Annotated in this window: 22 protein-coding genes; 2 read left to right on the forward strand and 20 right to left on the reverse strand. The window is 64.3% G+C overall.

Annotation, left to right across the window (positions count from 1 at the left end; translation table 11 throughout):
• Positions 1 to 5 precede the first annotated feature (5 nt).
• From B5V02_RS22050 to B5V02_RS22130, 16 genes are all read right to left on the reverse strand, one after another.
• Entirely contained in the window at positions 6 to 260 is a 255-nt protein-coding gene (locus tag B5V02_RS22050; RefSeq protein ID WP_111546218.1) for a hypothetical protein, read from the reverse strand.
• On the reverse strand, positions 257 to 895 hold the full coding sequence (parA, locus tag B5V02_RS22055) for a ParA family partition ATPase (RefSeq protein ID WP_111546219.1): 639 nt from the start codon (positions 893 to 895) through the stop codon (positions 257 to 259). Before parA ends, B5V02_RS22050 begins: the two co-directional genes overlap by 4 nt.
• Positions 892 to 2,034 carry a replication initiator protein A gene (locus tag B5V02_RS22060; protein ID WP_111546220.1) on the reverse strand — a complete coding sequence of 381 codons (1,143 nt, stop codon included), beginning with the start codon at positions 2,032 to 2,034 and terminating at the stop codon, positions 892 to 894. Before B5V02_RS22060 ends, parA begins: the two co-directional genes overlap by 4 nt.
• Before the next feature lie 20 nt (positions 2,035 to 2,054).
• Positions 2,055 to 2,336, reverse strand: a complete 282-nt coding sequence (locus tag B5V02_RS22065; RefSeq protein ID WP_111546221.1) for a helix-turn-helix transcriptional regulator — start codon at positions 2,334 to 2,336, stop codon at positions 2,055 to 2,057.
• A gap of 138 nt (positions 2,337 to 2,474) precedes the next feature.
• Entirely contained in the window at positions 2,475 to 2,948 is a 474-nt protein-coding gene (locus B5V02_RS22070; RefSeq protein WP_245446101.1) for a DUF2285 domain-containing protein, read from the reverse strand.
• On the reverse strand, positions 2,926 to 3,252 hold the full coding sequence (locus tag B5V02_RS41180; protein WP_208647126.1) for a transcriptional regulator domain-containing protein: 327 nt from the start codon (positions 3,250 to 3,252) through the stop codon (positions 2,926 to 2,928). The genes B5V02_RS22070 and B5V02_RS41180 overlap by 23 nt, the downstream gene beginning before the upstream one ends.
• A 120-nt stretch (positions 3,253 to 3,372) precedes the next feature.
• Positions 3,373 to 3,651, reverse strand: a complete 279-nt coding sequence (locus tag B5V02_RS22080) for a DNA -binding domain-containing protein (protein ID WP_342633875.1) — start codon at positions 3,649 to 3,651, stop codon at positions 3,373 to 3,375.
• Between the two features lie 111 nt (positions 3,652 to 3,762).
• Positions 3,763 to 3,975, reverse strand: a complete 213-nt coding sequence (locus tag B5V02_RS22085) for a helix-turn-helix domain-containing protein (protein ID WP_111546224.1) — start codon at positions 3,973 to 3,975, stop codon at positions 3,763 to 3,765.
• A 189-nt stretch (positions 3,976 to 4,164) separates the two neighbouring features.
• Positions 4,165 to 4,488 carry a DUF736 domain-containing protein gene (locus B5V02_RS22090; protein ID WP_023760184.1) on the reverse strand — a complete coding sequence of 108 codons (324 nt, stop codon included), beginning with the start codon at positions 4,486 to 4,488 and terminating at the stop codon, positions 4,165 to 4,167.
• A 770-nt stretch (positions 4,489 to 5,258) separates the two neighbouring features.
• Complete coding sequence (locus B5V02_RS22100) at positions 5,259 to 5,816, reverse strand: sugar O-acetyltransferase (RefSeq protein WP_111546226.1); 558 nt, start codon at positions 5,814 to 5,816, stop codon at positions 5,259 to 5,261.
• Positions 5,817 to 6,155: 339 nt separating this feature from the next.
• Positions 6,156 to 6,596, reverse strand: coding sequence for a hypothetical protein (locus tag B5V02_RS22105; protein WP_111546227.1), 441 nt, complete (start codon positions 6,594 to 6,596; stop codon positions 6,156 to 6,158).
• A gap of 137 nt (positions 6,597 to 6,733) precedes the next feature.
• Positions 6,734 to 6,901, reverse strand: a complete 168-nt coding sequence (locus B5V02_RS40715) for a hypothetical protein (protein WP_167458608.1) — start codon at positions 6,899 to 6,901, stop codon at positions 6,734 to 6,736.
• 550 nt (positions 6,902 to 7,451) lie between these two features.
• Entirely contained in the window at positions 7,452 to 8,384 is a 933-nt protein-coding gene (locus tag B5V02_RS22115) for a DUF2493 domain-containing protein (protein WP_111546228.1), read from the reverse strand.
• Positions 8,385 to 8,703: 319 nt separating this feature from the next.
• A complete protein-coding gene (locus B5V02_RS22120) occupies positions 8,704 to 9,741 on the reverse strand; it encodes a DUF7146 domain-containing protein (protein WP_111546229.1) in 1,038 nt (345 codons plus the stop codon).
• 65 nt (positions 9,742 to 9,806) lie between these two features.
• Complete coding sequence (locus B5V02_RS22125) at positions 9,807 to 11,891, reverse strand: ParB/RepB/Spo0J family partition protein (protein ID WP_111546230.1); 2,085 nt, start codon at positions 11,889 to 11,891, stop codon at positions 9,807 to 9,809.
• A 163-nt stretch (positions 11,892 to 12,054) separates the two neighbouring features.
• Entirely contained in the window at positions 12,055 to 13,251 is a 1,197-nt protein-coding gene (locus B5V02_RS22130; protein WP_111546231.1) for a DUF932 domain-containing protein, read from the reverse strand.
• A gap of 260 nt (positions 13,252 to 13,511) precedes the next feature.
• Here B5V02_RS22130 and B5V02_RS22135 point away from each other — a divergent pair, with 260 nt between their 5' ends.
• Entirely contained in the window at positions 13,512 to 14,105 is a 594-nt protein-coding gene (locus tag B5V02_RS22135; RefSeq protein ID WP_111546232.1) for an SOS response-associated peptidase, read from the forward strand.
• Positions 14,106 to 14,287: 182 nt separating this feature from the next.
• Here the strand turns inward: B5V02_RS22135 and B5V02_RS22140 are convergent, their stop codons facing one another.
• Positions 14,288 to 15,106: a helix-turn-helix transcriptional regulator gene (locus B5V02_RS22140; protein WP_111546233.1), complete on the reverse strand. Its 819-nt coding sequence runs from the start codon at positions 15,104 to 15,106 to the stop codon at positions 14,288 to 14,290.
• 59 nt (positions 15,107 to 15,165) lie between these two features.
• Between B5V02_RS22140 and B5V02_RS22145 the strand changes: the two genes are divergently transcribed.
• On the forward strand, positions 15,166 to 15,606 hold the full coding sequence (locus B5V02_RS22145) for a hypothetical protein (RefSeq protein ID WP_111546234.1): 441 nt from the start codon (positions 15,166 to 15,168) through the stop codon (positions 15,604 to 15,606).
• Positions 15,607 to 15,911: 305 nt separating this feature from the next.
• Here the strand turns inward: B5V02_RS22145 and B5V02_RS22150 are convergent, their stop codons facing one another.
• The 3 genes from B5V02_RS22150 to B5V02_RS22160 are packed head-to-tail and all read right to left on the reverse strand — an operon-like array spanning position 15,912 to position 21,371.
• Positions 15,912 to 19,178 carry an error-prone DNA polymerase gene (locus B5V02_RS22150; RefSeq protein WP_111546235.1) on the reverse strand — a complete coding sequence of 1,089 codons (3,267 nt, stop codon included), beginning with the start codon at positions 19,176 to 19,178 and terminating at the stop codon, positions 15,912 to 15,914.
• On the reverse strand, positions 19,175 to 20,695 hold the full coding sequence (locus tag B5V02_RS22155; RefSeq protein WP_111546236.1) for a Y-family DNA polymerase: 1,521 nt from the start codon (positions 20,693 to 20,695) through the stop codon (positions 19,175 to 19,177). The genes B5V02_RS22150 and B5V02_RS22155 overlap by 4 nt, the downstream gene beginning before the upstream one ends.
• Positions 20,610 to 21,371: an ImuA family protein gene (locus B5V02_RS22160; RefSeq protein ID WP_111546237.1), complete on the reverse strand. Its 762-nt coding sequence runs from the start codon at positions 21,369 to 21,371 to the stop codon at positions 20,610 to 20,612. The genes B5V02_RS22155 and B5V02_RS22160 overlap by 86 nt, the downstream gene beginning before the upstream one ends.
• Between the last annotated feature and the right edge of the window lie 16 nt (positions 21,372 to 21,387).

Genomic DNA, 21,387 nt, shown 5'->3' on the forward strand with positions numbered 1-21,387 from the left:
TCGGGTCACGGAGTGTCTCCTTGGCTCTCGGGAAATTCTCGGGCGAGCAGGTCGCGCAGCATGTCGGCGACGGTCTGGCCGCGCTGAAAGGCGACGATCTTGATGCGACCGCGCAACTCGGGCGTGACGTCGATCGTCAGCCGGGCGGTGAAACCTGGCCCTTCACCGCTGCGATCTGGCGCCTTCTCGGATTCCTTGATCCAGTCCTCGGCTGAGATGGGACGTGCGGCGAAGCCGCGCTTCGAGGACCGCCCATTCATGGCGCGATCCTCCCGACCTCGGCGGCGAAGGCCGCAATCTCGCGTGAGGCCGGGCTGTCCTCGTCCGTCTCAAAGACGAGACGACCCGATTGCGCGGCATCGGCAAAAGCGACGCGCTGGCCGATCGTTGTGACGAGTACCGGCGGATCGTGGTCGGCCAGGGTCTCCGCCGTTTCGCGGGCGATGACGGTGCGCGTGGCGCAACGATTGAGCACGAAGCGAGCGGCAAGCTCGGGACGATAAATCCGCGCCTCGCGGATCAGCGTCAGCATCTCGGCGGAGGCCCAGCCATCGAACGGGGACGGCTGAACCGGGACAAGCGCAAGATTGGCCGCGAGCAGCGCCGAGCGCATCAGAGCGGCGACACGGGGCGGCCCATCGATGACGATATGATCGGCATCACGGGCCAGTTCGGGCGCCTCGCGATGCAGTGTATCGCGCGCCAAGCCGACGACCCCGAATAGCCGTGGCAGACCCTCCCGGGCGCGCTGCTGCGACCAATCGAGAGCCGAGCCCTGCGGGTCGGCATCGATCAGCGTGATGCGCTTTCCCGTCCTGGCCCACTGTCCGGCGAGATGAAGCGCCAGCGTCGTCTTGCCGACACCGCCTTTCTGATTGAGGAGCGCTACGATCATTCTGCCCCTCGCGGCTTAGGTTCGAGGGGAAGTTCAGGTGTCGGAACACTGGATTTAGTGAAAGGCGTATGCGGGAAGATCGGGGGCTGAAGCGTTTGTGTTTCGTCGCGATTGCCGCCGTCGGCAGAGCTTTCGACGATGCCGCGCGCGCTATAAGAGTTAGATTCTGAGTTAGATTCTAAGTTAGGAGCGCGATTTTCGCTTGCCGTGCAGTCGGTTAACCCCGGTTTGGGTTCCCGATAGCACGAGCCTCGGGTTCCCGATGGCACGATAGTGCGGGTTCTCGATAGCACGAGGCCGTCCACAGGTCGTCCTTGAGGAGACGATTCAAAGGAGAGCAGCACCCGACCGCTGATTTCGACCTCGATGAACAGGGTGTACCCGGGCAGCGGCTGGCGTCTGACGATGTGGCGCAGCTCGAAGGCAAACCGCTTGAAGGGTGAGAGGCTACCGGACTTCAGGTAGAGATGGCGGAAGTCGAAGCGCCAGCCGGCGCGCTGTCGGCCGCCATGCTTGCGCACGAGCCGATAGAGCCAGCGGTCAAGCCCGCCCGTCAGCGAAAAATAGTCGCGGTCGATCGTGAGCACGAGCGCATCGTCCAGGACCGCCTGGTAGAACCAGTCGGGGACGATCAACTCGATGCCGGCGGGACGCCCGTGCCGATCCATGCGCTCGACCCATTCGTTGATCCAGGAGAAGCGGTGCCGGCGACCCTGCGCGGCCTGGCGGATCGTCGTCGCCACCGTCGTCGATTGCAGGCGATCGAGCGCCGCCTTCAGGCGCTGGTAGTCGCGAGCGCCGACGCCGCGTCCGATGAAGTTGAGAATTTCGTAGGGCGTGGCCGCCATCAGGCGCGACGTGCGCAGTCCGGCGTCGCGCGCCTCGACGATCTGGCTTGCGGCCCAGATCAGGATATCCGCGTCCCAGATGGTCGCCATACCGTGTTCGGGCACGGCTTCGACGCGGATGACAACGTTCCCGGCGGAGAAGTCGATGGGCTGTATCCGATGGGATTTAGATAGACTGAAGAAGGGATAGGCCATGAGATCCTGCGTGTCTCGGGGTGCGAGATCGCTGCCGCGAGCACGGAACAGTTCGAGTTGTCCGCGTTCCGACAGGGGGCGACGGCGCACTGGCATTGAGGAAACCGGCGGGACGGTCAGCGGGCGTAACGGCCGGCAACGACGGGCGTCACGGCCTCATGGCGCTTTGCGGGGAGAACAGTGCCGCGGGGATCGGAGGTCGAGGTAACGGCGCCCCGGTCGGCCCAGGTCTGCAGGTCGTCGATCGCGTAGACGACGCGCCCGCCGAGCTTTCGATAGGATGGACCGGTCCCGTAGGTCCGGTGTTTCTCCAGGGTGCGGCCGGACAGACCCAGGAAACGAGCAGCTTCGGGAGTACGCAGAAAGCGCGGCGGCAAGCCGGTGAGGTTGGCGGACATGATCGGGCCTCCGTGGGTTCATTGAGGCCGCTGGCGATCAGCGGCGAACGAAGGCCACGGTGGCGGAGCGGAGCCGCGAGGGGGGATGGCGAAGAAGGGTGAGCTAAATTCGCACCCCAGTCGTTGCCGCGAAGCGTGTCAGGACTTGCGGCGATGGCGCAGAAGCTTGCGGTAGCCGCCGGCGATCATGGCGCGGCCGTCCTTGACGAGGTCTATGGTGCTGTCTCGAAGCGCGGAGGTCTTCCAGGAATCGGCTGCGACGCGCGGCGCGCCGTAAATGACGTTTGCGATTTCGCGATAGGTCGCGCCGTTCATGCTGCCGTCGACCGCCTGCAGCATGTGGCGCAGCCTTCGGCGTTGCTGTGCCGTCAGGCGGGTATCGGGGAAAACGCGACGGCTATACAGTCCGCGCCAGAGCCGCGTGACGGCCTCGATGCGATCGAGGCCGTCGGCGTCAAGCGGAACCAGGGCCGCGAGCGGCTGATCGGGCCGCGCATCGCCAAGCACCAGAAGGCGGATGGCGGCGGCACCCTCGCCGTGCACAATGCTCAGCCCGTCCGGGCCTAACTGCGCGTTGCGGGGATCGAGATCAGGTGGCGCAAAGCCTTCCAAGCCCGGCAATGGCAATGGCGGGATCGCTGTGAGCATTACTGTGCCCGGATCGACTCCCGGCGCCCAGAACGTTGCCGTCTCGATGGCACTGAAAGTTGGGTCGACAGGGAAATCGCAGCCCCCAGCGCATTCGCACCATGTTCGTCAGGCGCTCACGGTCCGCGTCGGGACGTTCGACTTCAGCGTAGTCGCGCTGATAGTCGGCATTGCGGCGCAGCCATTCCCATGCGAGGTCGGCGGCGACGAGGTCGTCGAGATAGTCGTACGTCGACGAGGATCGCCACTGTGATGTGTCCGGCCGCATCAGTGTCCTCCAAGCGTGCATGTCTCGTACGTGCTGGGAGCGACACGATTGCCGGATGAAAAGACCTCGGGAAGCCCTCGCGTGGACAACGCCCGATGCGGGCGCTGCATCGCGGTCGAGCTAGTGACGGCCCTCGCGAACAAGCTTGCGGTAGCCGTGTTCTGTCATCCAGCGTGCGCGGGCTAGATGGGTGTCGTAGACGCGGCGGGCTCGTTCGGGTTCGAGGTCAGCATCTAAACCAAAGAGGATCGAGACCGCCTCGTGCCAGTCGGCACCATCCGCCGCCGCGTCAAGCAGGCGGATATACAGCGTCATGTGCTCGCGATCGTACCTGGTGAGCTCTTGGCTCTCTGGTGGCTGGTCCAGAAACGCTTCTTGTGTCACGCCGATCTCCCGCAGCCTGTCATTGCAGCGCCTGCATCATTGTCAGCAGTATCGGCTGGCAGGTGAATGCGCGAGTGCACGAATGCATCGCGTGATGCGCGCGGCGCATCGCCGTGCCCAGATCGGTCAGGCGGTTTTGCGGAAAAACTCGGCTGGATCGACTTCCAGAACTGCTGCAAGCTTTTCGAGCATGTCGATTGTGGCGGCATGCTCCTCGCGCTCAAGCATGCCAACATAGTTGCGATTGACGTCGGCACGATCCGCAAGCTCCTCCTGCGACAGGCCAGTGGCATGTCTCAGCCGGCGTAAGTTCTTCGCAACTCTCTCCCGTAAGATCATTCGGGAGGAGTCACCGGCTACCTAATATACTGCCACCCAATATACTAGGTAATCGTCGTTTGGAAACCGCCGGCGTGTTTCCGGGTGCGAGGCGAAGGGCGCTTGTCAGGCGCGGTGCATGGTCGCGCGCCGCCTGAAAATGGACAACGCCCCGCCCGGTGTATCCGGGCGGGGCGTTGTTCAGGCCGCCTATTCGCCGTTACGGCGGCTGGGGCGGGACCAGATGAGGCTGAAGCCTTCGCCTTCCTCGTCGTCGAAGAGGTTGGCGTAGATCGGAGCGTTGAAGCTCGGGTCATCGAGCTTGAGGCCGAGGTAGTCGCGGCCCTCGTTGGAGGTTTTGGACCAGGCGGCGCCGATCTCGGCGCGGCCGACGAAGACGCGGTGGCTTGGGGCGTTCTCGCCGACCTGCCGGCTCTCGGGGACGATACGGACGTTCTTGGTCTGAAGGCTCAGGGTGACGATTTCGCCGGTGAATTCGTTGCCGGATTTCTTGAAAGTGCCGATGGTCGCCATTGTAGTTCTCCTTGATCTCTGCTTCGAGCCCGCACCATTGCGGCCTCGATGGCGATCGGCAGGCCGGAGGCGATCGACGCGGCATCGCTTGCGACCGCAGCGTCAGCGGAGGATGGCAGTCAGGCGACTTTGTTGTCTCGCGAGGAATGACGGCACAGCCGGCAGGGGAAGAAAGTCGATCGGCGCCATTGCCGCATAGGCGATCGAGGCGTAGCCGACCTTCGGTCAGATCAGGCCATTGAAGAGGACGTTTTGGAGCGGTCGACCCGCAAAGATCGATCAGCGGAGAACCTGGCGCCCCTCTGCTACCGACGAGATTGCGGCTGCGAAATCATAGGCAATTCCACCGGCCTGTCCGTCGCAGGAAATGTCATGCGCTTCGCCAGCGCGCCGCCGGGATGTCATGCTATCAACCGCAACATCATCGCAGGTCGTGCGATTCGCGCGATCTGACTACAGGAAGCCATGCCACTGGACGCCTAGCGCCAGCATTGGTGGTCGTCCGTCGTCAACAATGTGATTACCTCAAAGCGGACGCGGGAAAGCCCGACTGCGGGCCGGGTGCTGATGGCAGATTTCGACCGATATTGTTGAAAAAGTCCGCCGCACCGCAATGTCGCCACCGATAATAGAATCCCTTTCCACCCCAGCGTATTGCATGGAATCCGGATTCAATTTTGGGTCTTTGCGGAAACACCATTCTACGCAAATGCCATTTGCAGCCGCGACCCGGACTTTTTCAACGGTATCGACCGCTTGCGGACGTTTCCTCAGTCGGCGATCAAACGAATGACCCGCGCTGGATTTCCTCCGACAAGGGTATTCGGAGGAACGTCCCTGGTGACGACCGAACCCGCCGCGACGACCGAATTCTCGCCGACCGTGACGCCGCCGACAATGGTCGCGCCGGCCGCGATCCAGACATTTCTTTCAATGACGATGGGCTTTGCGGTGACGCAGTCGCGCCGCCGCGAAGGTTCAAGGGGATGGCCTGAGGTGATGAGGCTCACATTCGGCCCGATCATCACATCGTCGCCAATGTCGAGCCCGCCAAGGTCATAGAAGGTGCAATTCTGATTGATGAAGACATTGCGCCCGACGCGGATCTCGCTCCCGCCGGTCGTGTAGAATGGTGGTATCAGGAAAAAGCCGTCGTCGACCTTCTTGCCGATGAGATCGCTGAACAAGGCCCGGACCTCATCCGCGTCGTTATATGTCAAACGGTTGAGAGTGGCGGTGATCCCCATTGCCCGTTTGACGCTTGCCGACATGGCCGCTGATTCCGGCGTCCGCCTGGGAATTATCTTGGTGCGGTCATCATTCGCCATTTGTTATTTTCCTCCGGCGCGGTCGAGCGAGCGTTCGGCGCATGACGGCTGCGCCGAGATTCGCTGAGTGTAGCCATAAGGCGTAGGGGCTGGAATCCATCCTGCTCGGAAACTAAAACCGCCCGCTCCGAGGGCGACCGTTGGCTTGCGCTGACCGACCAGCAACGCTGGCGCTAGGCATCCAGCGGCGAGGCGTCCCTACCTGACTTGACGCTCCTCGAACGATGCAGCGATAGCCGGTGTCGCATCGGATGGCCTGCGCTCCCTGCCGATAACTCCGACGATGACGGCGAGATGAGGATGAAAGCCGCTGGTGTTGCTGCTTTCGCTCGGGCGATATCATGCCCGCGCTGTGCCTGGCCCGGATGGCTCGGCCGAGGCCAACGCCGCTATACGCACCAAAGCGGTGACGCCGACTGCAATCGCGCCTATCACCGAAAAGACGGTCTGCCACGTATCCGACGGCATCGTGAGCTTCACGATGCCATGGGTGGCGTGGTAGCCGGCGATGGCGGCTGGGGCGACGAAGGCCAGAGCGATGGCCATGCGAACCCAGAGCGGCCGCACGAAGGTCAACAAAAGTTGGCCAACCGCGAGCGTCAGCCCAGCCGCGACGAGACCGACGAGGATGCCGCCGAGCCAGCCTGCACTCAATTGGTGGGCCCACATGCCAGCGGTGACGCCAGCAAAGAAGGGGAGCGCAAAGACAGCGAGTGTGAAGAGCAGCCAGCAGAGAACGCCGATTGCGGCGACGCCGGCGAGGATGCCGAGGAAGATCATGGTGGTGGTCTCCGAAATGGTCTGACGGTCGCGCCTCCACCACCACCACGGCGCAGTCTGAAGTATAGCCGAAGATGAGCGGCGGCGGGAGCGGAAATCCGGCAGGACTACCGCTCCAACGGCAAGGCCGCCCCTGCTCAGGGAGCGAAAGGATCGATTTCATGGACGATGGCGGCGGTATCGCCATCGTATTCGCTGGCGGGCATGACGCCGAGGCTGCCGTCGCCGGCCTGAAAGATGATGATGTTGACCATGAGGGTCGCGGCGAGGCTGAAAGCGAAGGCGTGAGCGTCGTTGAGTGACATTGTTCCGGCTCCTGTCTTGGAGGCGGGAGACCATCCCCCGCGCGACAGGCGCCCGATGTGTCCGGCCCGTGGCCGCAATCACCGCTGGGGCGAAGCCGCAGGGCCGCACGCTCGCGTAGCGGACCCTTTACGGGTTGATGGCGTCAGGCCATGGGCCGGACCAAGGATCAGCGCTACTTGGGAGCGGGGGTGGTGTTCGTTTGTTCAAGAGCCGTTGTCACGAGCCCTGAAGGCACATTGTCCCTTCTGCAATCGGCGCGGGGGATGGTCGGTCCGATCGTTCTGGAGGATTGGTGTCATTGCAGCAGAATTCAAGGATCGCGAGCGGCACCTGGTGAAGAAGACGTTGGCCATCGCAGTGCTGGCGATCGCGCGACAGCCGGGGCCGCTTCAGGCGGCGTCGGATCAGAGCGACGTGAAAGGCGCTGCTGAACCGGTTGATCGAGGGGAGCCCTATGCGCGTGCCGCCGTACCGCGGTGATGGCAATCCGGACTGAAAGCCGATTTTCAGTGGAAATGGCGATACGGCTTTGCGGAAATACAGCGGCGCTCACGCGCCGTCCTTCTTGCGGAAGTCGTAGGGCTTGATGCCGAGCTTCCTCGCCTTGTCTGCGAGATTGTCCTGGATGCCGGTGCCCGGGAAGACGATGACGCCGATCGGCAGGATGTCTAGCATCGCATCGTTGCGTTTGAACGGCGCGGCCCGGCCGTGCTTGTCCCAGTTCGGAGCGAAGCCGACCTGAGGAATCTTGCGGTTGTCGGCCCATTTGGCGGCGATCAGCTCGGCGCCCTTCGGGGACTTGCCGTGAATCAGCACCATGTCGGGGTGCTTGGCGTGAACCTTGTCGAGCACGTCCCAGATGAGCTGGTGATCGTTGAAGTCGAGCCCGCCGGTCAGGGCGATCTTCGGGCCTGTGGGTAGCATCACCTCGGTGTCTGCCTTCCGCCGGGCGGCGAGGAAGTCGCGGCTGTCGATCATCGCCGAGGTGAGATGCCGGTGGTTGACCATCGATCCGGTGCGCGGTCGCCAGGCCGATCCGGTGTGCTGCTCGTAGTGGTCGCCAGCCTGGTCGCGCATCAGTTCGAAGGCGTCGCGCCGTTCGACCATCGTCCGGCCCTGGGCGGTGAGGTTCTCGAGTTCGACCGCCTTGATCTCGGTGCCATCCTGTTCCCGCTGCAGGCGACGCTGCGCCTGCTCGTTGTCGTCCAGTTGGCGCTCGATCCGCAGCACGGCACGGTGGAAGACGTTGGTGACGGACCAGAGCAGGTCGTCGAGGTCAGGTTCGAGGCGCGTATCCGCCAAGGTGGCGATGAGGGCATCGAAGATGTCCACCACGGCTCCGGCGACATGATCGCCGTCGGGAAGTGGTCGCGGATCCGGTTCGTCGGCGTAAGGACGCCAGCCATAGAGCTGGAGTTCGGTGAGGACGTGATCGGTTGGAGAGGCGGAGTGGTGTGGCTCGGTGTCGTCGTACGCGCTCACGGTATGCTCCCGTCGATTGGACCGCGACCCTCGCGGCCTTCTTGGCGACGAAAGCTCACAGGCGGGATGGCCTCGCACCCGGAGCGACGCGGAGGGCCGGAGCGACAGCGGAGGATGGCAGAGGCCGACTATTTTGGCTCGCGATGGAAAGGCGGCGCAGCCGCCGCCGGAAAATAGTCGGCCGACGCCTTTGTCTGGCCGGCCCGCTTGTGGGCCCGATCGCCCTCTCGAAGGCCGGGTCGTGGTTCTCTCCGGCGGAGACTTCTGGGGCGCGTGACGCCGGCCTCGTGAACCGCACGGCGCCGCGCTCCATACCGGTTCAGGTCACACGTTCGAGGAAACGATGGCGATCCCGGTGAACTAGTTGGTCCGCGATCGATTTGCGAAGTGCGGCGAGGCCCAAGTAGCGGAGATCCTCGTTGAAGTCCTCCATCCTCGGCGAGAGGACGATCGCCTCGATCCCGGCATCGGTCGCCCGCTCGATCAGGTTGTCGCGGGCACCGTCACCGGCCGGATCGTTGTCGCGGATGATGTAGAGTCGGTTCAGCGTTGGCGGGAACAGGATGGCAGCGAGATGCGCCGCTGAGAGAGCTGCCGCCATCGCCATGCCGGGCAGGGCGCATCTGAGCGAAAGCGTCGTCTCGATGCCTTCGCCCGCTGCCATGACGCTGCCGGGCGCGCCGAAGCGAACGGCGTTGCCAAGAAGGTCACCCATCGCCCGGCGCGGCGTGTCGACGGGTGCCTTGCCCTCGCCGTCCGGCGCAAGCCAGGTCCGGTGCGCGCCGGTCAGCCGCCCATCGAGATCGGTAACTGCAGCGATCATCGCCGGCCAGGTTTCGGTCGGTCCATGGCCGTCAGGCCGATAGTAGCAGCGTGGATGAAACCGGAGCGATCCGGTTCCGTGCAAAGTCGTAATGCCACGTTCACGGAGATACGTTTCCACGATGGTTCCGATGATCGGCTGCGACATGCCCACCAGCCGGCGGGCTGCCTCCGATGAGCCGGCTGGAGCCTGGACACTCTGCCGGACAGGAGATGCCAGACGCGCTGCTTCATGCGACGGGCCCAGAAAGGCCCGGGCTTCCTTAGCGACATCTGCGAAAGCTCTGAGTCCAAGCGCCTCTCGCACCACGTCGAGCAGATCGCCATGCTCGCCGGTAGCGGCGTCGGTCCAGTGTCCGGCCGAACCTCTTGCGGTGTCTGCAAGTCGGACGAACATGGAGCGACCAGGCGTGTTGCGTACATCGCCGACGGTCCAATAGTTCCCCTGGCGGCGGCCATTGGAGAGATAATGCCGGCAGACCGCCTCGGCCCGGTCGGCGAGGCGGCGTGCCAGCGCATGCGGTGGTTCGCGCATGGTTACCTCCTTCAAAAAGAAAGGCCCGCCGTTGCCGGCGGGCCAGTTGTGAGGGTCGTGGGAGGCTATTCGGCCGCGATGGTCATTGCGGCGACATCGTCATCATCGACGATACCGTCGTCGTCGGCCATGGCCGTTTCGTCCGCTACCTCCGCCGTTTCTACGACGGCCAGTTCCACCGGCGACATATCGGCGACCGTCTCCCGGGCCGGTGTACGGAGCGGCTCGGGCAACCAGCCAGTGCCGTTAAGCAGCGTCGTCGCTTCCGTCGCCATGTCGCCCTTCTTGAGATGGGCGATCCGGTCGGCAGCGCGCTGGCCCTTCGCTTCGGCAACGGCCTGTAGAATCCGCGCCTTGGTGACGCGACCGAGGAAGGTGTCGACGGTCGGCTTCCAGCGCGCCGACATGTCGAGGTCGACGGCGTCCGCCACCTGGTCGGCATGGGCGAGTGCACGGGGCCGTCGGTTCCCGGCTTCGTGGACCGCGTTAACCGAGAGGCTGACGACATGGGCGAACAAGGCGGCGCGGCTATCGCTGTCCCATTCACGAAGCGCGTCCCAGAGGTCGGCCGAGTCCTTCGGCAGAGCCTTCGTCCAGCTCTCATGCCGGGCACGGATCGCCTCGGCCGAGACGCTGTCGTTCAGCCCTGGCACCTGGACGCCGAAGCTGACGGTCTTGAGGCCCAACTCCAGGCAGCTATCCGAGCCATACTGGTAGAAGACCTTGAGCGTCAGGACATGCAGCGCGGCGCGGAAGGCGACATCTGGATGCTCGCCGAGGGCGTGCCGGAGACCGAGCGTCCGATGCGCCGTCAATTCGGTCATCAAACGGTCGGAGATGGGCGAAAGACCCTCGTCTTCCTCAGGCTCGGGTGCGGCATCGCTGCCGACGCCATCGGCATTGTTGCCGGCCGACGCTCCTCCACCCGTTGCTTCGCCATCGGATGCGTTCTCGGGCTCGACCGAAGCCTCATCCTCGGGGCGAACATAGCCCCGATCGACACGCAGGCGGCCATCGCCAGCGATGCTGATGAAGGCGCCGGCACGGGCGATTTCTTCGGCATCGAAGGACAGCGGCCGTTCGTCGAACGCCTCGAGTGCGGTCTCGAGTTCGCCCAGCCGCTCGTCGACCTCGTCGGGCAGTTCGTCGGCACCTTCATGCTCGGTAACGAGGCGATCGAACTCGGCCTTGAGCGCGTCGCGCGTGGCTTCCTCCTCGGCCGTGAGCGGCACGGGTTCACCGTGGAGGCGCCTCAGACCATAGGTGTGACCGTAGGCAAAATCAGGCGCGACCTCGGTCCACTTCCAGCCCTCGGCGGCAATCGCCTCGGACTCGGCTTTGAGCTTATCGGCCACCATCTGGTCGACCAAGGCGACATCCTGCAGCCAGCCACCATCGTCGCCCTCGAACAGGTCGCGCAGCACCGTGCCGCCCGCCTCGACATACGCTTCAGTGCCGATGAACAGTGCCCGCTTGTCGGTGGCACGGACGGCGCCTTCGGTCAGCACGCGCCGAATGGCGTAGGACGACTTGTCGTAGGAGGTTTTCAGGCGTTCGAAGACCTGTTCCTGGCGTGCATGGTCGCCCGACACGGTGAACGCTTCGAGCTGGGCGAGCGTCATGCCGTCTTCGGCATAGACGTCCAGCAGCACCGGAGAGACCGATGCGAGCTTGAGGCGCTGCTTGACCACGTTGACCGAAACGAAGAACGCCGCGGCGACCTCCTCCTCGGACTGACCCTTTTCGCGCAGGGTGAGGAATGCGCGGAACTGGTCGAGCGGATGCAGCGGCGCTCGCTGGACGTTTTCGGCGAGCGAGTCCTCCTCGGCAATACCGCCCTCGCGGACGACACAGGGCACTGGGGCCGTCTTGGCCAGGCGCTTCTGCTTGACGAGCAGTTCCAGCGCCCGGAAGCGCCTGCCGCCGGCCGGCACCTCGAACATGCCGGTCTCCACGCCGTTTTCATCAACGACAGGGCGGACGGTGAGGCCCTGAAGGATGCCACGCCGAGCGATGTCTTCGGCGAGTTCCTCGACCGAGACGCCTGCCTTGATGCGCCGGACATTGGACTGGCTCAGGACGAGCTGGTTGAAGGGGATGTCGCGCGAGGGCGACAGGGTGATGGTGGGCTTCTTCCTGGCAGTAGCCATGGGATGTACTCCGCGACGGGCGGCCGGGAACCTCTCTCGACCTCCAACCCGTCACGAAGATCGGCGCCGCCCTCTCACTCTGAGGGACGGCGCCGCAACTCCGGGTTCCCGGAAAGGCACGCAACCGGAGACACGGAAATCCGCATCGCCGGCTTTGCTGAATTCAGGCGGCCCGGTCGAGCAGCTTCTTGGCCTTGCCCTCCAGGTCGAGCCGGGCATCCTGGTGCGGCTTGTCGCGCGCGACGGCGGTGATGCCCTGCACGAAGTCGAAGACGCTCGCGGGCTTCCGACCTTCTTCCGCGAGCACGGTCTCGATGATCTTCGCTGTGTCCGCTTTGGAGAATCCGCGCTTGCGGAGAAACTCCGTGCGATCGTCGTCGCTGCGGGCGACGATCTTTTCGCGCGCCGCCCGGATGCCGTTGACGAAGGGCATGGGCGAGGAGTTGGCGAAACGGGTCAGCGTCGGCGCCGCCTGGTGCGCGAAACGCGAGGCGGCATATTTGGAGTGGCGGATGGTGATCTCCTCGAAATCCTCGACGCCCCAAAGATTGCGGTTCTGGCACACGGCGCGGAGATAGAAACTGGCGATGCCAAGCGTCTTCGCCCCGACTTCAGAGTTCCAGCAGTAGAAGCCCCGGAAATAGAGGTCGGGCGAGCCATCCGGCAGTCTGCCTGCCTCGATCGGGTTGAGGTCGTCGACCAGGAAGAGGAAGACGTCGCGATCGGAGGCGTAGAGCGTGGTGGTGTCGGACGTGATGTCGACACGGGGATTGTAGATGCCGGTGGACCAGTCGAGCACGCCGGGGATCTTCCAGCGCGTGTCGCCAGTGCCATTGCCGGCGATCTTCTGGACGGCCGCAACCAGTTCGTGATCATAGATGCGACCATAGTCCGGGCCAGTGACGGCGCGGAGTTCGACGCGACCGTTCTCAACCTCGAGCGTCTTGACCTGCTCGGCGCGATGCGCGGTCAGGCCGTATTGCAGGTTGATGCCGGCGAGCGGTGCCGGAAGCTGGCGCAGGTAGGTCGCCGGGGCGCCCACGATGCCGGCGAGTTGGCCAAAGCTCCAATGCGTCGGCGCGACCGGTCTATCCGCACCCGGAAGCACCAGGGCAAGCCGCTCGGCATCGTCGCGGCTGGCTTCGACCCGGATCGCAGCGCTCTCGACGGTGCGGGTCCGGCTGCGCTCGGACCGCCCCTGCACCGACGCCATCAACTCGGACAGGGACAGGTAGCGCTCATCGGCCGGACGGTTGAACCATTCCGAGGACACGCGGCCGATGCGTTCGCCGCGGCTCGCATCCACCTTGTAGCCACCGGGTGCGTCACGACCGGCATCGATAGTCACTGAATTGTTCATGGGAGTTCTCCATGACGGGCGCCGGAAGCCTCTCTCCCAGCCCTTCACCGTCATGGCCCTCCAAACCGCCCTTTCACTCTCGCGGTGGGCAAGACCGACACCGGAGGAGGGGGGCTAGGCGCTGTCGGCGCCGTGTCGCGTCAGGGATGGAAGCCCGAAGGGTGAAGACCCGCTGAGCGGGGCTTCAGCGCTAGCCGAGAGCCCGGCCGAAGGGACGTCCCACCTCGAATTCGTTCCCGTTTCGCGATAGAGTGCGCGGCATGTGCAACGCTTACGAACAGCATGTGAAATGGGTCGAATACGTCCAGATGATGCAAGCGCTCGAGCTTGGCATCCCGACGCAACAGACTGAACTCGATTTGCCGGAAAGCGACGATATCCGGATCAACGACATGGCGCCGGTGATGCGCGCTGCCGGCAACGGCATTGAACTGGTGCCGATGAATTTCAGCTTCCCACCATCCAATCCGAAGGGTGGCCCAGTCTTCAACTACCGCTCTGACGGCCGGCATTTCGACAAGAGCAACCGATGCCTGATCCCTGCATCGGCCTTCTTCGAATTCACGGGTAAGAAATACCCGAAAGCAAAACATCGGTTCACGCTGAACGATGCGCCATTCATGGCGATCGCCGGCATATGGCGCGAAGGCGCAGATAGCTCCATCTCGGCCTTCGCCATGCTGACCACCGAACCTGGTCCCGATATTGTTCCTTATCATGACCGCCAGGTGGTGGTTCTGCGTCCCACCGACTGGGCGCACTGGATCTACCTGACGAAGACAGAAGCCGAACTGCTACGCCCCCTACCGGAGGGCTCACTCGCGGTTGAAACCGTTCGACAGGGATCGGACTAGGGCGGCGTGGGCAGGCCAAACGGCCGGAATGGCGCTCATTCCACCGCCAGCTTTCGACCTCTTCCAAGACGTAGGAAGGCGCCGCCGTTCCGTTCGAAAGCAGACATTGCCATACACACCACTCGCACGGTCGAAACGGCATAAAATGCCATTATGAACTTGCTATGCGAGTATGGCCTTTGCTAATGCGACGAGTAAACACCCCTCATAAAGAACATCGGCTCCTGATAAGACCAATACATCTCGTTCAATAGGTCGGCGATCTGCTGACGGAGCTCGTGGGCGAGGAGCAGGCCACCTTCACGGATGGCATGTACGTGAGCCTCGTGGAGCGCATCGAAGGCTCTCTGCCAATCAGACGCTTTCTCCTGGGCTTTTTCGAGCAGCATTACGTCTTTCCCATTTTCGCCTTCGCGCAGCTTAATCCTGCCGCTGGCGATCGCGTCCAGCGTGGACCGGATAGCGCCTGCTCTGAACTCTAGGATGGTAATGAAGCCGTCGAGGTCGTAACGGTCCCGCTTGTACAATTCGTCCCGCCTGTCCTTCCCAAACGGGAAGCGTTGCATCTTCCAAAACAGCTCTCGCATCGCTGTCCGGGCTTCCTCCTCCCCGACGATATCCCCGAGTTCCTTCAGCATGTCGTGGAACAGGTAGGATAGGTCGCGGGGCTGGGCTTCGACGACGGTTTCCGAGTCCCCCACGAAAAGCTTAGCGACCGTCTCCAGCCGAACATTGTAGCAGGAGCAGACGGTGTGGGCGGTCGCAAGGGAGACGCTATGTCCAGCTTCCATCCTCTCCACTGTCGCCTTTCCAAGCTGGGACTCGGCGGCGAGATCCAGCTGGGTCCACTGCTTCTGCTTCCGCAACTCTACGATCTTCGTGGTGTCGAACCGGACCGAGACTTTCCGTTTAGGTGTATTTGTTCCCATCAGCCCGCGGTCCTGAGGCGTGATTGAGGGAGAGATGAGGGGTAGCTGAGGGGAGGCGGTGGGAACGGCCATGACAGAACGGCTGCGTGGGGAAACCCGTACGACCCGCTTCTCAAACCAAGGAGGCTACCATGATCCTCAAGTCCCTCTTCGCAAGCGCCCTCGCGGCGACGCTCGCCATCTCCGCTCCGAGCGTAGCCTACGCCGCGCCCGACACGAGCGGCATCCACGCGTTCTTCAATGACGACCGCAGCCAGTTCGTCGACTTCTGGCAGAACACGAACGGCCAAGTGACGATCAAGGTCAGCAACGGCCGGCCGTGGCGGCCAATGTGGGTTGTTCTGCACGCGAACTTCCTCTCCGGTAGCCAAGTCGTTGGCCGCAAGGATTACCATGTCTACGCACCCTCGCCGAACCCGGGCGGCGGCGGCATGGAACGCTGGTTCCATTTCGGCGACCCGGGTTTCGCGGGCGTGACGGCCATCACGGTGACCACCAATAAGGAAGCGCCCTGGGGCAGTCCACAGGATGGATGGGAGTTGGAAATCACCTACTCCGCGCCCGCGCCCTAAGCGGGCCGCTATCCCGCTTTGGAACCGCAAACATAGCAAAAAGATAGGGGGCGACCGCCGAGGCCGCCTCTTTTAGAGTATGGCGCGCAAGCGAGTAAACAAATTAAACATTTGTACGCAGATCCGCCGCTCGTTCCGTCAGCGGGTTACAGGGTTCAAAGTCAGGTGCGTAACGACAGCAGCTCGTTGCCATTGAGGGGGCTGTCTGCTCTGCTCAAGTTTTGGCTTCGAAGCTGCCGGACCGCTCTCCACCCCATCTCAGCCAGCGCTTTTGCATTTACGGCTGGGCACGGACGATGCGAGCACTATCGAAAGTCCCTTGTTTTCACCTTGATCGGCTCAACCTGCAGCGTGGGATCGACGAGGTCCCGTGGCCGGAGACCCTTCGGCATGCTTCGCGGATCGAGTCCGGGCCCACCATGATGGGCTTCGTCGCCCCGCCCATGCGGAAGCGGAAACGGCGTCTCGCGATTGCCCACACTGGCGAGTTCCCCCGAAAGGTCGGTGAGGGAATGGGCGACGAGGTGGACCACGTCGCCCTCCCGCTGAATCTTGCCCCGGACAGCAAGCATCGAAGAGGAGAGCAGGACGCGGCGGAACTTCTCGAAGACCTTGACCCAGACGACGACATTGGCGGCGCCAGTCTCGTCTTCCATTGTCAGGAACATCACGCCCTTGGCCGAGCCCGGCCGCTGGCGGACCAGGACAAGGCCCGCCGCCTCCAGCCAGTGGCCATCACGCGCCTGCATTGCGTCGCGGCAGGTGACGATGCGACGGCGGGCAAGATCAGCGCGCAGGAAGGACAGCGGGTGGTTTCGGAGGGTCAGTCCGACGTGACCGTAGTCCTCGACGACTTCCCGGCCGGCCGTCATCGGCCGCAGCACCAAGGCCGGTTCATGGATTTCCGAGATTGTCTTCTGTTCACGGGCCGAGGCCGCGGCAAAGAGGGGCAGGGGCTCGTCCCGCAGCCCCTTGAGCGCCCATAGCGCCTCGCGGCGCGCCAGGCCCAGATTGGGACGGAAGGCATCGGCCTCGGCGAGTTGGACCAGAGATGCCGCCGGCACACTCGCGCGATGCCAAAGATCGTCGATGGAAGCGCACGCCTCGTCAGCCCGGGCTGCAACGATCGCGGCAGCATCGGCATTGGCCAGCCCCTTGACCATACGCAGACCAAGCCGGACCGCGAAGCGTCCATCGTCGCCCATCGGTTCCAGCGTGCAGTCCCATCGGCTCGCATTGATGCAGACGGGTCGGATTTCGACCCCGTGGGCCTGCGCATCGCGCACGATCTGGGCCGGCAGGTAAAAGCCCATCGGCTGGGAATTGAGCAGCGCGCAGCAGAAGACATCGGGATGGTGGCATTTCATCCAGCTCGAGGCGTAGGCGATAAGGGCGAAGCTGGCGGCATGGCTCTCGGGGAAGCCGTAGCTGCCGAACCCTTCGAGCTGCTTGAAAGTGGTCGCGGCGAATTCCGGCGTGTAGCCATTGGCGATCATGCCGCCGATCAGCTTGTCGCGGAACTTGCTAACGCCGCCGGTGTGCTTGAACGTCGCCATGGCGCGGCGCAACTGGTCGGCCTCGCCGGCACTGAAGCCGGCGCAGACCATGGCTACCTGCATGGCCTGCTCCTGGAAAAGAGGGACGCCAAGGGTTTTGCCGAGTACGCGCTCGAGCTCGGGGGTCGGGAACTCGACCGGCTCCTTGCCCTCCCGGCGACGAAGATAGGGGTGGACCATGTCGCCCTGGATCGGGCCGGGGCGCACGATGGCGACCTCTACGACGAGGTCATAGAAGGTCCGCGGCTTGATGCGGGGCAGCATCGACATCTGGGCGCGGCTCTCGATCTGGAAGACCCCGATCGTGTCCGCCTTGCGGATCATGGCGTAGGTCGCCGGGTCTTCGGCAGGGATGGTGGCTAGGTCGAGGGTCATGCCCTTGTGCTCGGCCAAGAGGTCGAAGCTGCGTTTCATGCAAGTGAGCATGCCGAGCGCCAGGACGTCGACCTTCATGAATTTGAGAATGTCGATGTCGTCCTTGTCCCACTCGATGACCTGGCGGTCGACCATGCGCGCCGGCTCGATCGGCACCAGGTCGTCGAGCCGGTCATTGGTGAGAACGAAGCCGCCTGGATGCTGCGACAGGTGCCGGGGTGTGCCTTCGAGTTGCTGCGCGAGTTCGAGCGTCAGCCGCAGCCGGCGATCGGCGAGGTTGAGATTGAGATCTTGGGCGCGCTTCTCGTCGATGCCCTCGCCGTGCCCCCAGACCTGCGATGAAAGCAGCTTGGTAAGGTCCTCGGGCAGGCCGAGAGCCTTGCCGATATCGCGGACAGCGCCCTTGGTATGATAGCGCACCACCGTCGAGCACAGCGCGCTGTGGTCGCGGCCATAGGTCTCGTAAACCCACTGCATGACAATCTCGCGCCGCTCGTGCTCGAAGTCGACATCGATATCCGGGGGCTCGTTGCGCTCCTGCGATACAAAGCGCTCAAACAGCAGGTTGTTGCGCTCCGGATCGATGCTGGTGATGCCCAGGACATAGCAGACGGCCGAGTTGGCGGCCGAGCCTCGGCCTTGGCACAAGATGTCCTTGCGGCGCGCAAACTGCACGATGACGTTCACAGTCAGGAAGTACGGTGCGTATTGCAGAATCTCGATCAGGCGCAGTTCGTGCTTGATGAGCGCCACGACCTTGTCAGGCACGCCCTCGGGATAACGCCGCTCCGCACCCTCCCAGGTGAGTTGTGCGAGCGCTTGCTGCGCCGTCAGCCCCGGCAGCATCTTCTCTTCGGGATATTGGTAGGCGAGTTCGTCGAGGGAGAAGCGGCATTGCCGGGCAATCTCGACGGTACGCGCGAGGGCTTCCGGGTAGCGCGAAAACAGTCGGGCCATTTCCTCGGGCGGCTTGAGATAGCGGTCAGCATGGCGCTCGCGCCGGAATCCCAGCTCGTCGATCGTGATGTTGTGACGAATGGCGGTCACCACGTCCTGGAGGATGCGCCGGCCGGGTTCGTGAAACAGAACGTCGTTCGTCACCACCGTCGGCACGCGCATTTGGGTGGCAAGGTTGGACAGTTCGTGCAGCCGGACCTGGTCGTTGGGCCGGCGGCGCAGGGTCAACGCCAGGTAGGCGCGATCGTTGAAGGTCTCCCGCAGGCGACGCAGTTGCAGCGCACAGGTGTCATCGGCCCGATCGGGGACGAGAACGGCGATCAGGCCCTCGGCATAGTCAGCCAGATCGCTCCACTCGAGATGGCATTGCGCCTTGCCGCCGCGCTTCTTGCCCAGGGTCAGCAGCCGGCAAAGCCGGGAATAGGCGGCCCGATCGGTGGGATAGACGAGCAGGGACATGCCGTCGACCAGATCGAGGCGGCAGCCGACGATGAGCCGAACGCCCGTGTCCTTGGCAGCCTGATGGGCCCGCACGATGCCGGCCAGCGAATTGCGGTCGACGACAGCCAGGGCCTCGATGCCGAGCACGGCTGCCTGCGCGAACAGGTCGTCGCAAGAGCTGGCGCCGCGCAGAAACGAGAAGTGGCTTGTGACCTGCAATTCGGCATAGGACGGTCCGCTCATGCGAAGACCCCATGCAGGAACCACTTGTGCGAGCCGGTCTCGGGGTCTTCGCCATCGCCGGCGCGGTAGATCCAGAAGCGGTCTCCGGCCTCGTCCTCCACCTGAAAATAGTCCCGTACGGCAATCAGTTCGGCATCGCGCTGCCACCATTCGCCAAACACGCGTTCGGGACCATCGGCGCGGGCAACGCGCCGCCGGATACCGCGCCAGCTGAACCAGACAGGCGGATGGTCGGGCAGCAGGGCCATGGTCTCGATGGGTTCGGGATGCGTCAGCAGACGCGGCGGGCGAGGCCATTCGCCCGGCCAGCTTGTCCCGTCATCGGGAGCCGTCGCCGCGATGCGGCGAGCCGAGCGCTCTGGTACATCACTCTCGACTGGGGAAAAGCGATAGAGCCGCTGTTCGCCGATGCGATTGGCGAGCGTGTCGATGAGATCGGTGATGTCCGGCTCCGGCTCCTCGACCAGCGAAGAGATGATCTGCCTGCTCGCGAACGGTTCGACGAGCGTCGCGGCGAGCGTCATCACCTCGATGCCGAAGCCGGGATCGACGGTCTCGATGCGGTCGGAAAGGAGCCGGGTCAGCCGCTTGACATCGCGCACCGGCACGGCGGTGCCGGCGCGAATGGCTTCGATGCGGTTGTCAACGCGGTGAAACAGCAGGTCGAGCCGGCGAGCGCCGAGCCCCTTGGCCGCAAGCGCTTCGCAGAGCGCTGCGACGAGCTTGCCGGTGTAGCGGGCGATGGTGTCGGCGGCGCCGATTGGCTCGCCGAAGGCTCGACGCACCTCGATGAGTTCGGGAGACCGGATCGGCTCGAAGGGTTCGCTGCGCCGGCCCATGGCCTGGTCGAGACGGCGGCCGAGCTCTGCCCCGAAGCGCAGGGTGAGAGAGGCGCGCGGCGCCGCCTCGATTTCGCCCACCCGCTCGAAGCCGAGCGTGAGCAGGCCTTCGACGATATCGCGGGGAAGCCGCAGGGCGCCGATCGGAAGACCGCGCATAATCGCCGGGGCTTCCCCCACTGGCGCGACGAAGGTCGGCCGGGCGAGGAAGCGCGCGCAGGCATGAGCGGCCCCCCAGGTGTCCGCGACGGCGGCACGTGCCTCGATACCGGAGGCTGCCATGCGCGACACCAGCCCCTCGAGCATGGCCTCCTCGCCGCCATGCAGATGGTCGGCACCTGTGGTGTCGATGATGAGCCCGTCGGGCGGATCGGCCGCGACGATCGGCGCGTAGCGGAGCGACCAGAGCGCCATTCTATCGAGGGACGCGGCATCGGCGGCTGCATCCAGGTCGAAGCTCTGCAGGTTGGGCACCAGTACGTGAGCCTTGCTCGCCGGTATGCCCACGCGCAGGCCGGCCGCGCGCGCCGCTGCGTCCGCAGCGAGCACGAGTCGCCGGTTTCCCTGCCGGCCGAGCATGATGACCGGGGTTTCAGCCGATGGCGCGGACTGGCCCATTGTGCGTCGCAGGCGATCGGTCGGCCAGGTCGGAAAATAGAGCGAGACGACCCTTGTCATCGCAGGCTTCCACTCCAAAATCGGCGCTTTCTCCTGCCCGTACCCGGATCAGCTCGAGCTGCCAGCGAGCGCGGCCGATGCCGGGGACCGGCAAGGGACGGGAGGGGAGCGCGGTGACCCGCCAGCGGGTAACCGCGGCGGTTGGTTGTCCAAAATCGGTCGCTTCGGTTTGTCGTCGCCAACGGCGGATGGCGATGCCGATGGCGCCGGAAGCTTCGGCGGCGAGTTGCAGTCGGCGGGAGGCAGTCATCGAGAGGCGGGCCAGTTCGGCAACGACGGCTCCTAGACCGCCATGGCGAAGCCCTTCCTCGAAACAGGCGAGCACAGAAGCTTCGTCGCCGGCCTCGACATAGACGACGCGGCCGGGCAGCAGCCCGGCTTGGGCGAGGGCAGGGGCGAAGAGATCCTGCCGGGTGACGCACCAGAGCACCTTCCCTTTGGCGCGCGCAGCAATCCCGGCGGCAAAGAGCGCCGCCGCGGCGCCATCGATCGCTCCGTTACGGCCGCCGGCAACCTCGTGCAGCGCCCCGAGTGCCAGCCCGCCTCCCGGCAAGACCTTGTCGATCGAGGCAACGCCGAAGGGAAGCGTCGCACGGTTGCGCGCAGGCCCGCCTTCGAGGCGCGCGATTCGCTCGCGAAGCGCGGCGATAGCAGGGCTGGCGGACGGCTGACCCATGAACGAAACACTCTCA

The organism is Mesorhizobium kowhaii (genome assembly GCF_003253745.1).
GTDB classification, from domain to species: Bacteria; Pseudomonadota; Alphaproteobacteria; order Rhizobiales; family Rhizobiaceae; genus Mesorhizobium; species Mesorhizobium kowhaii.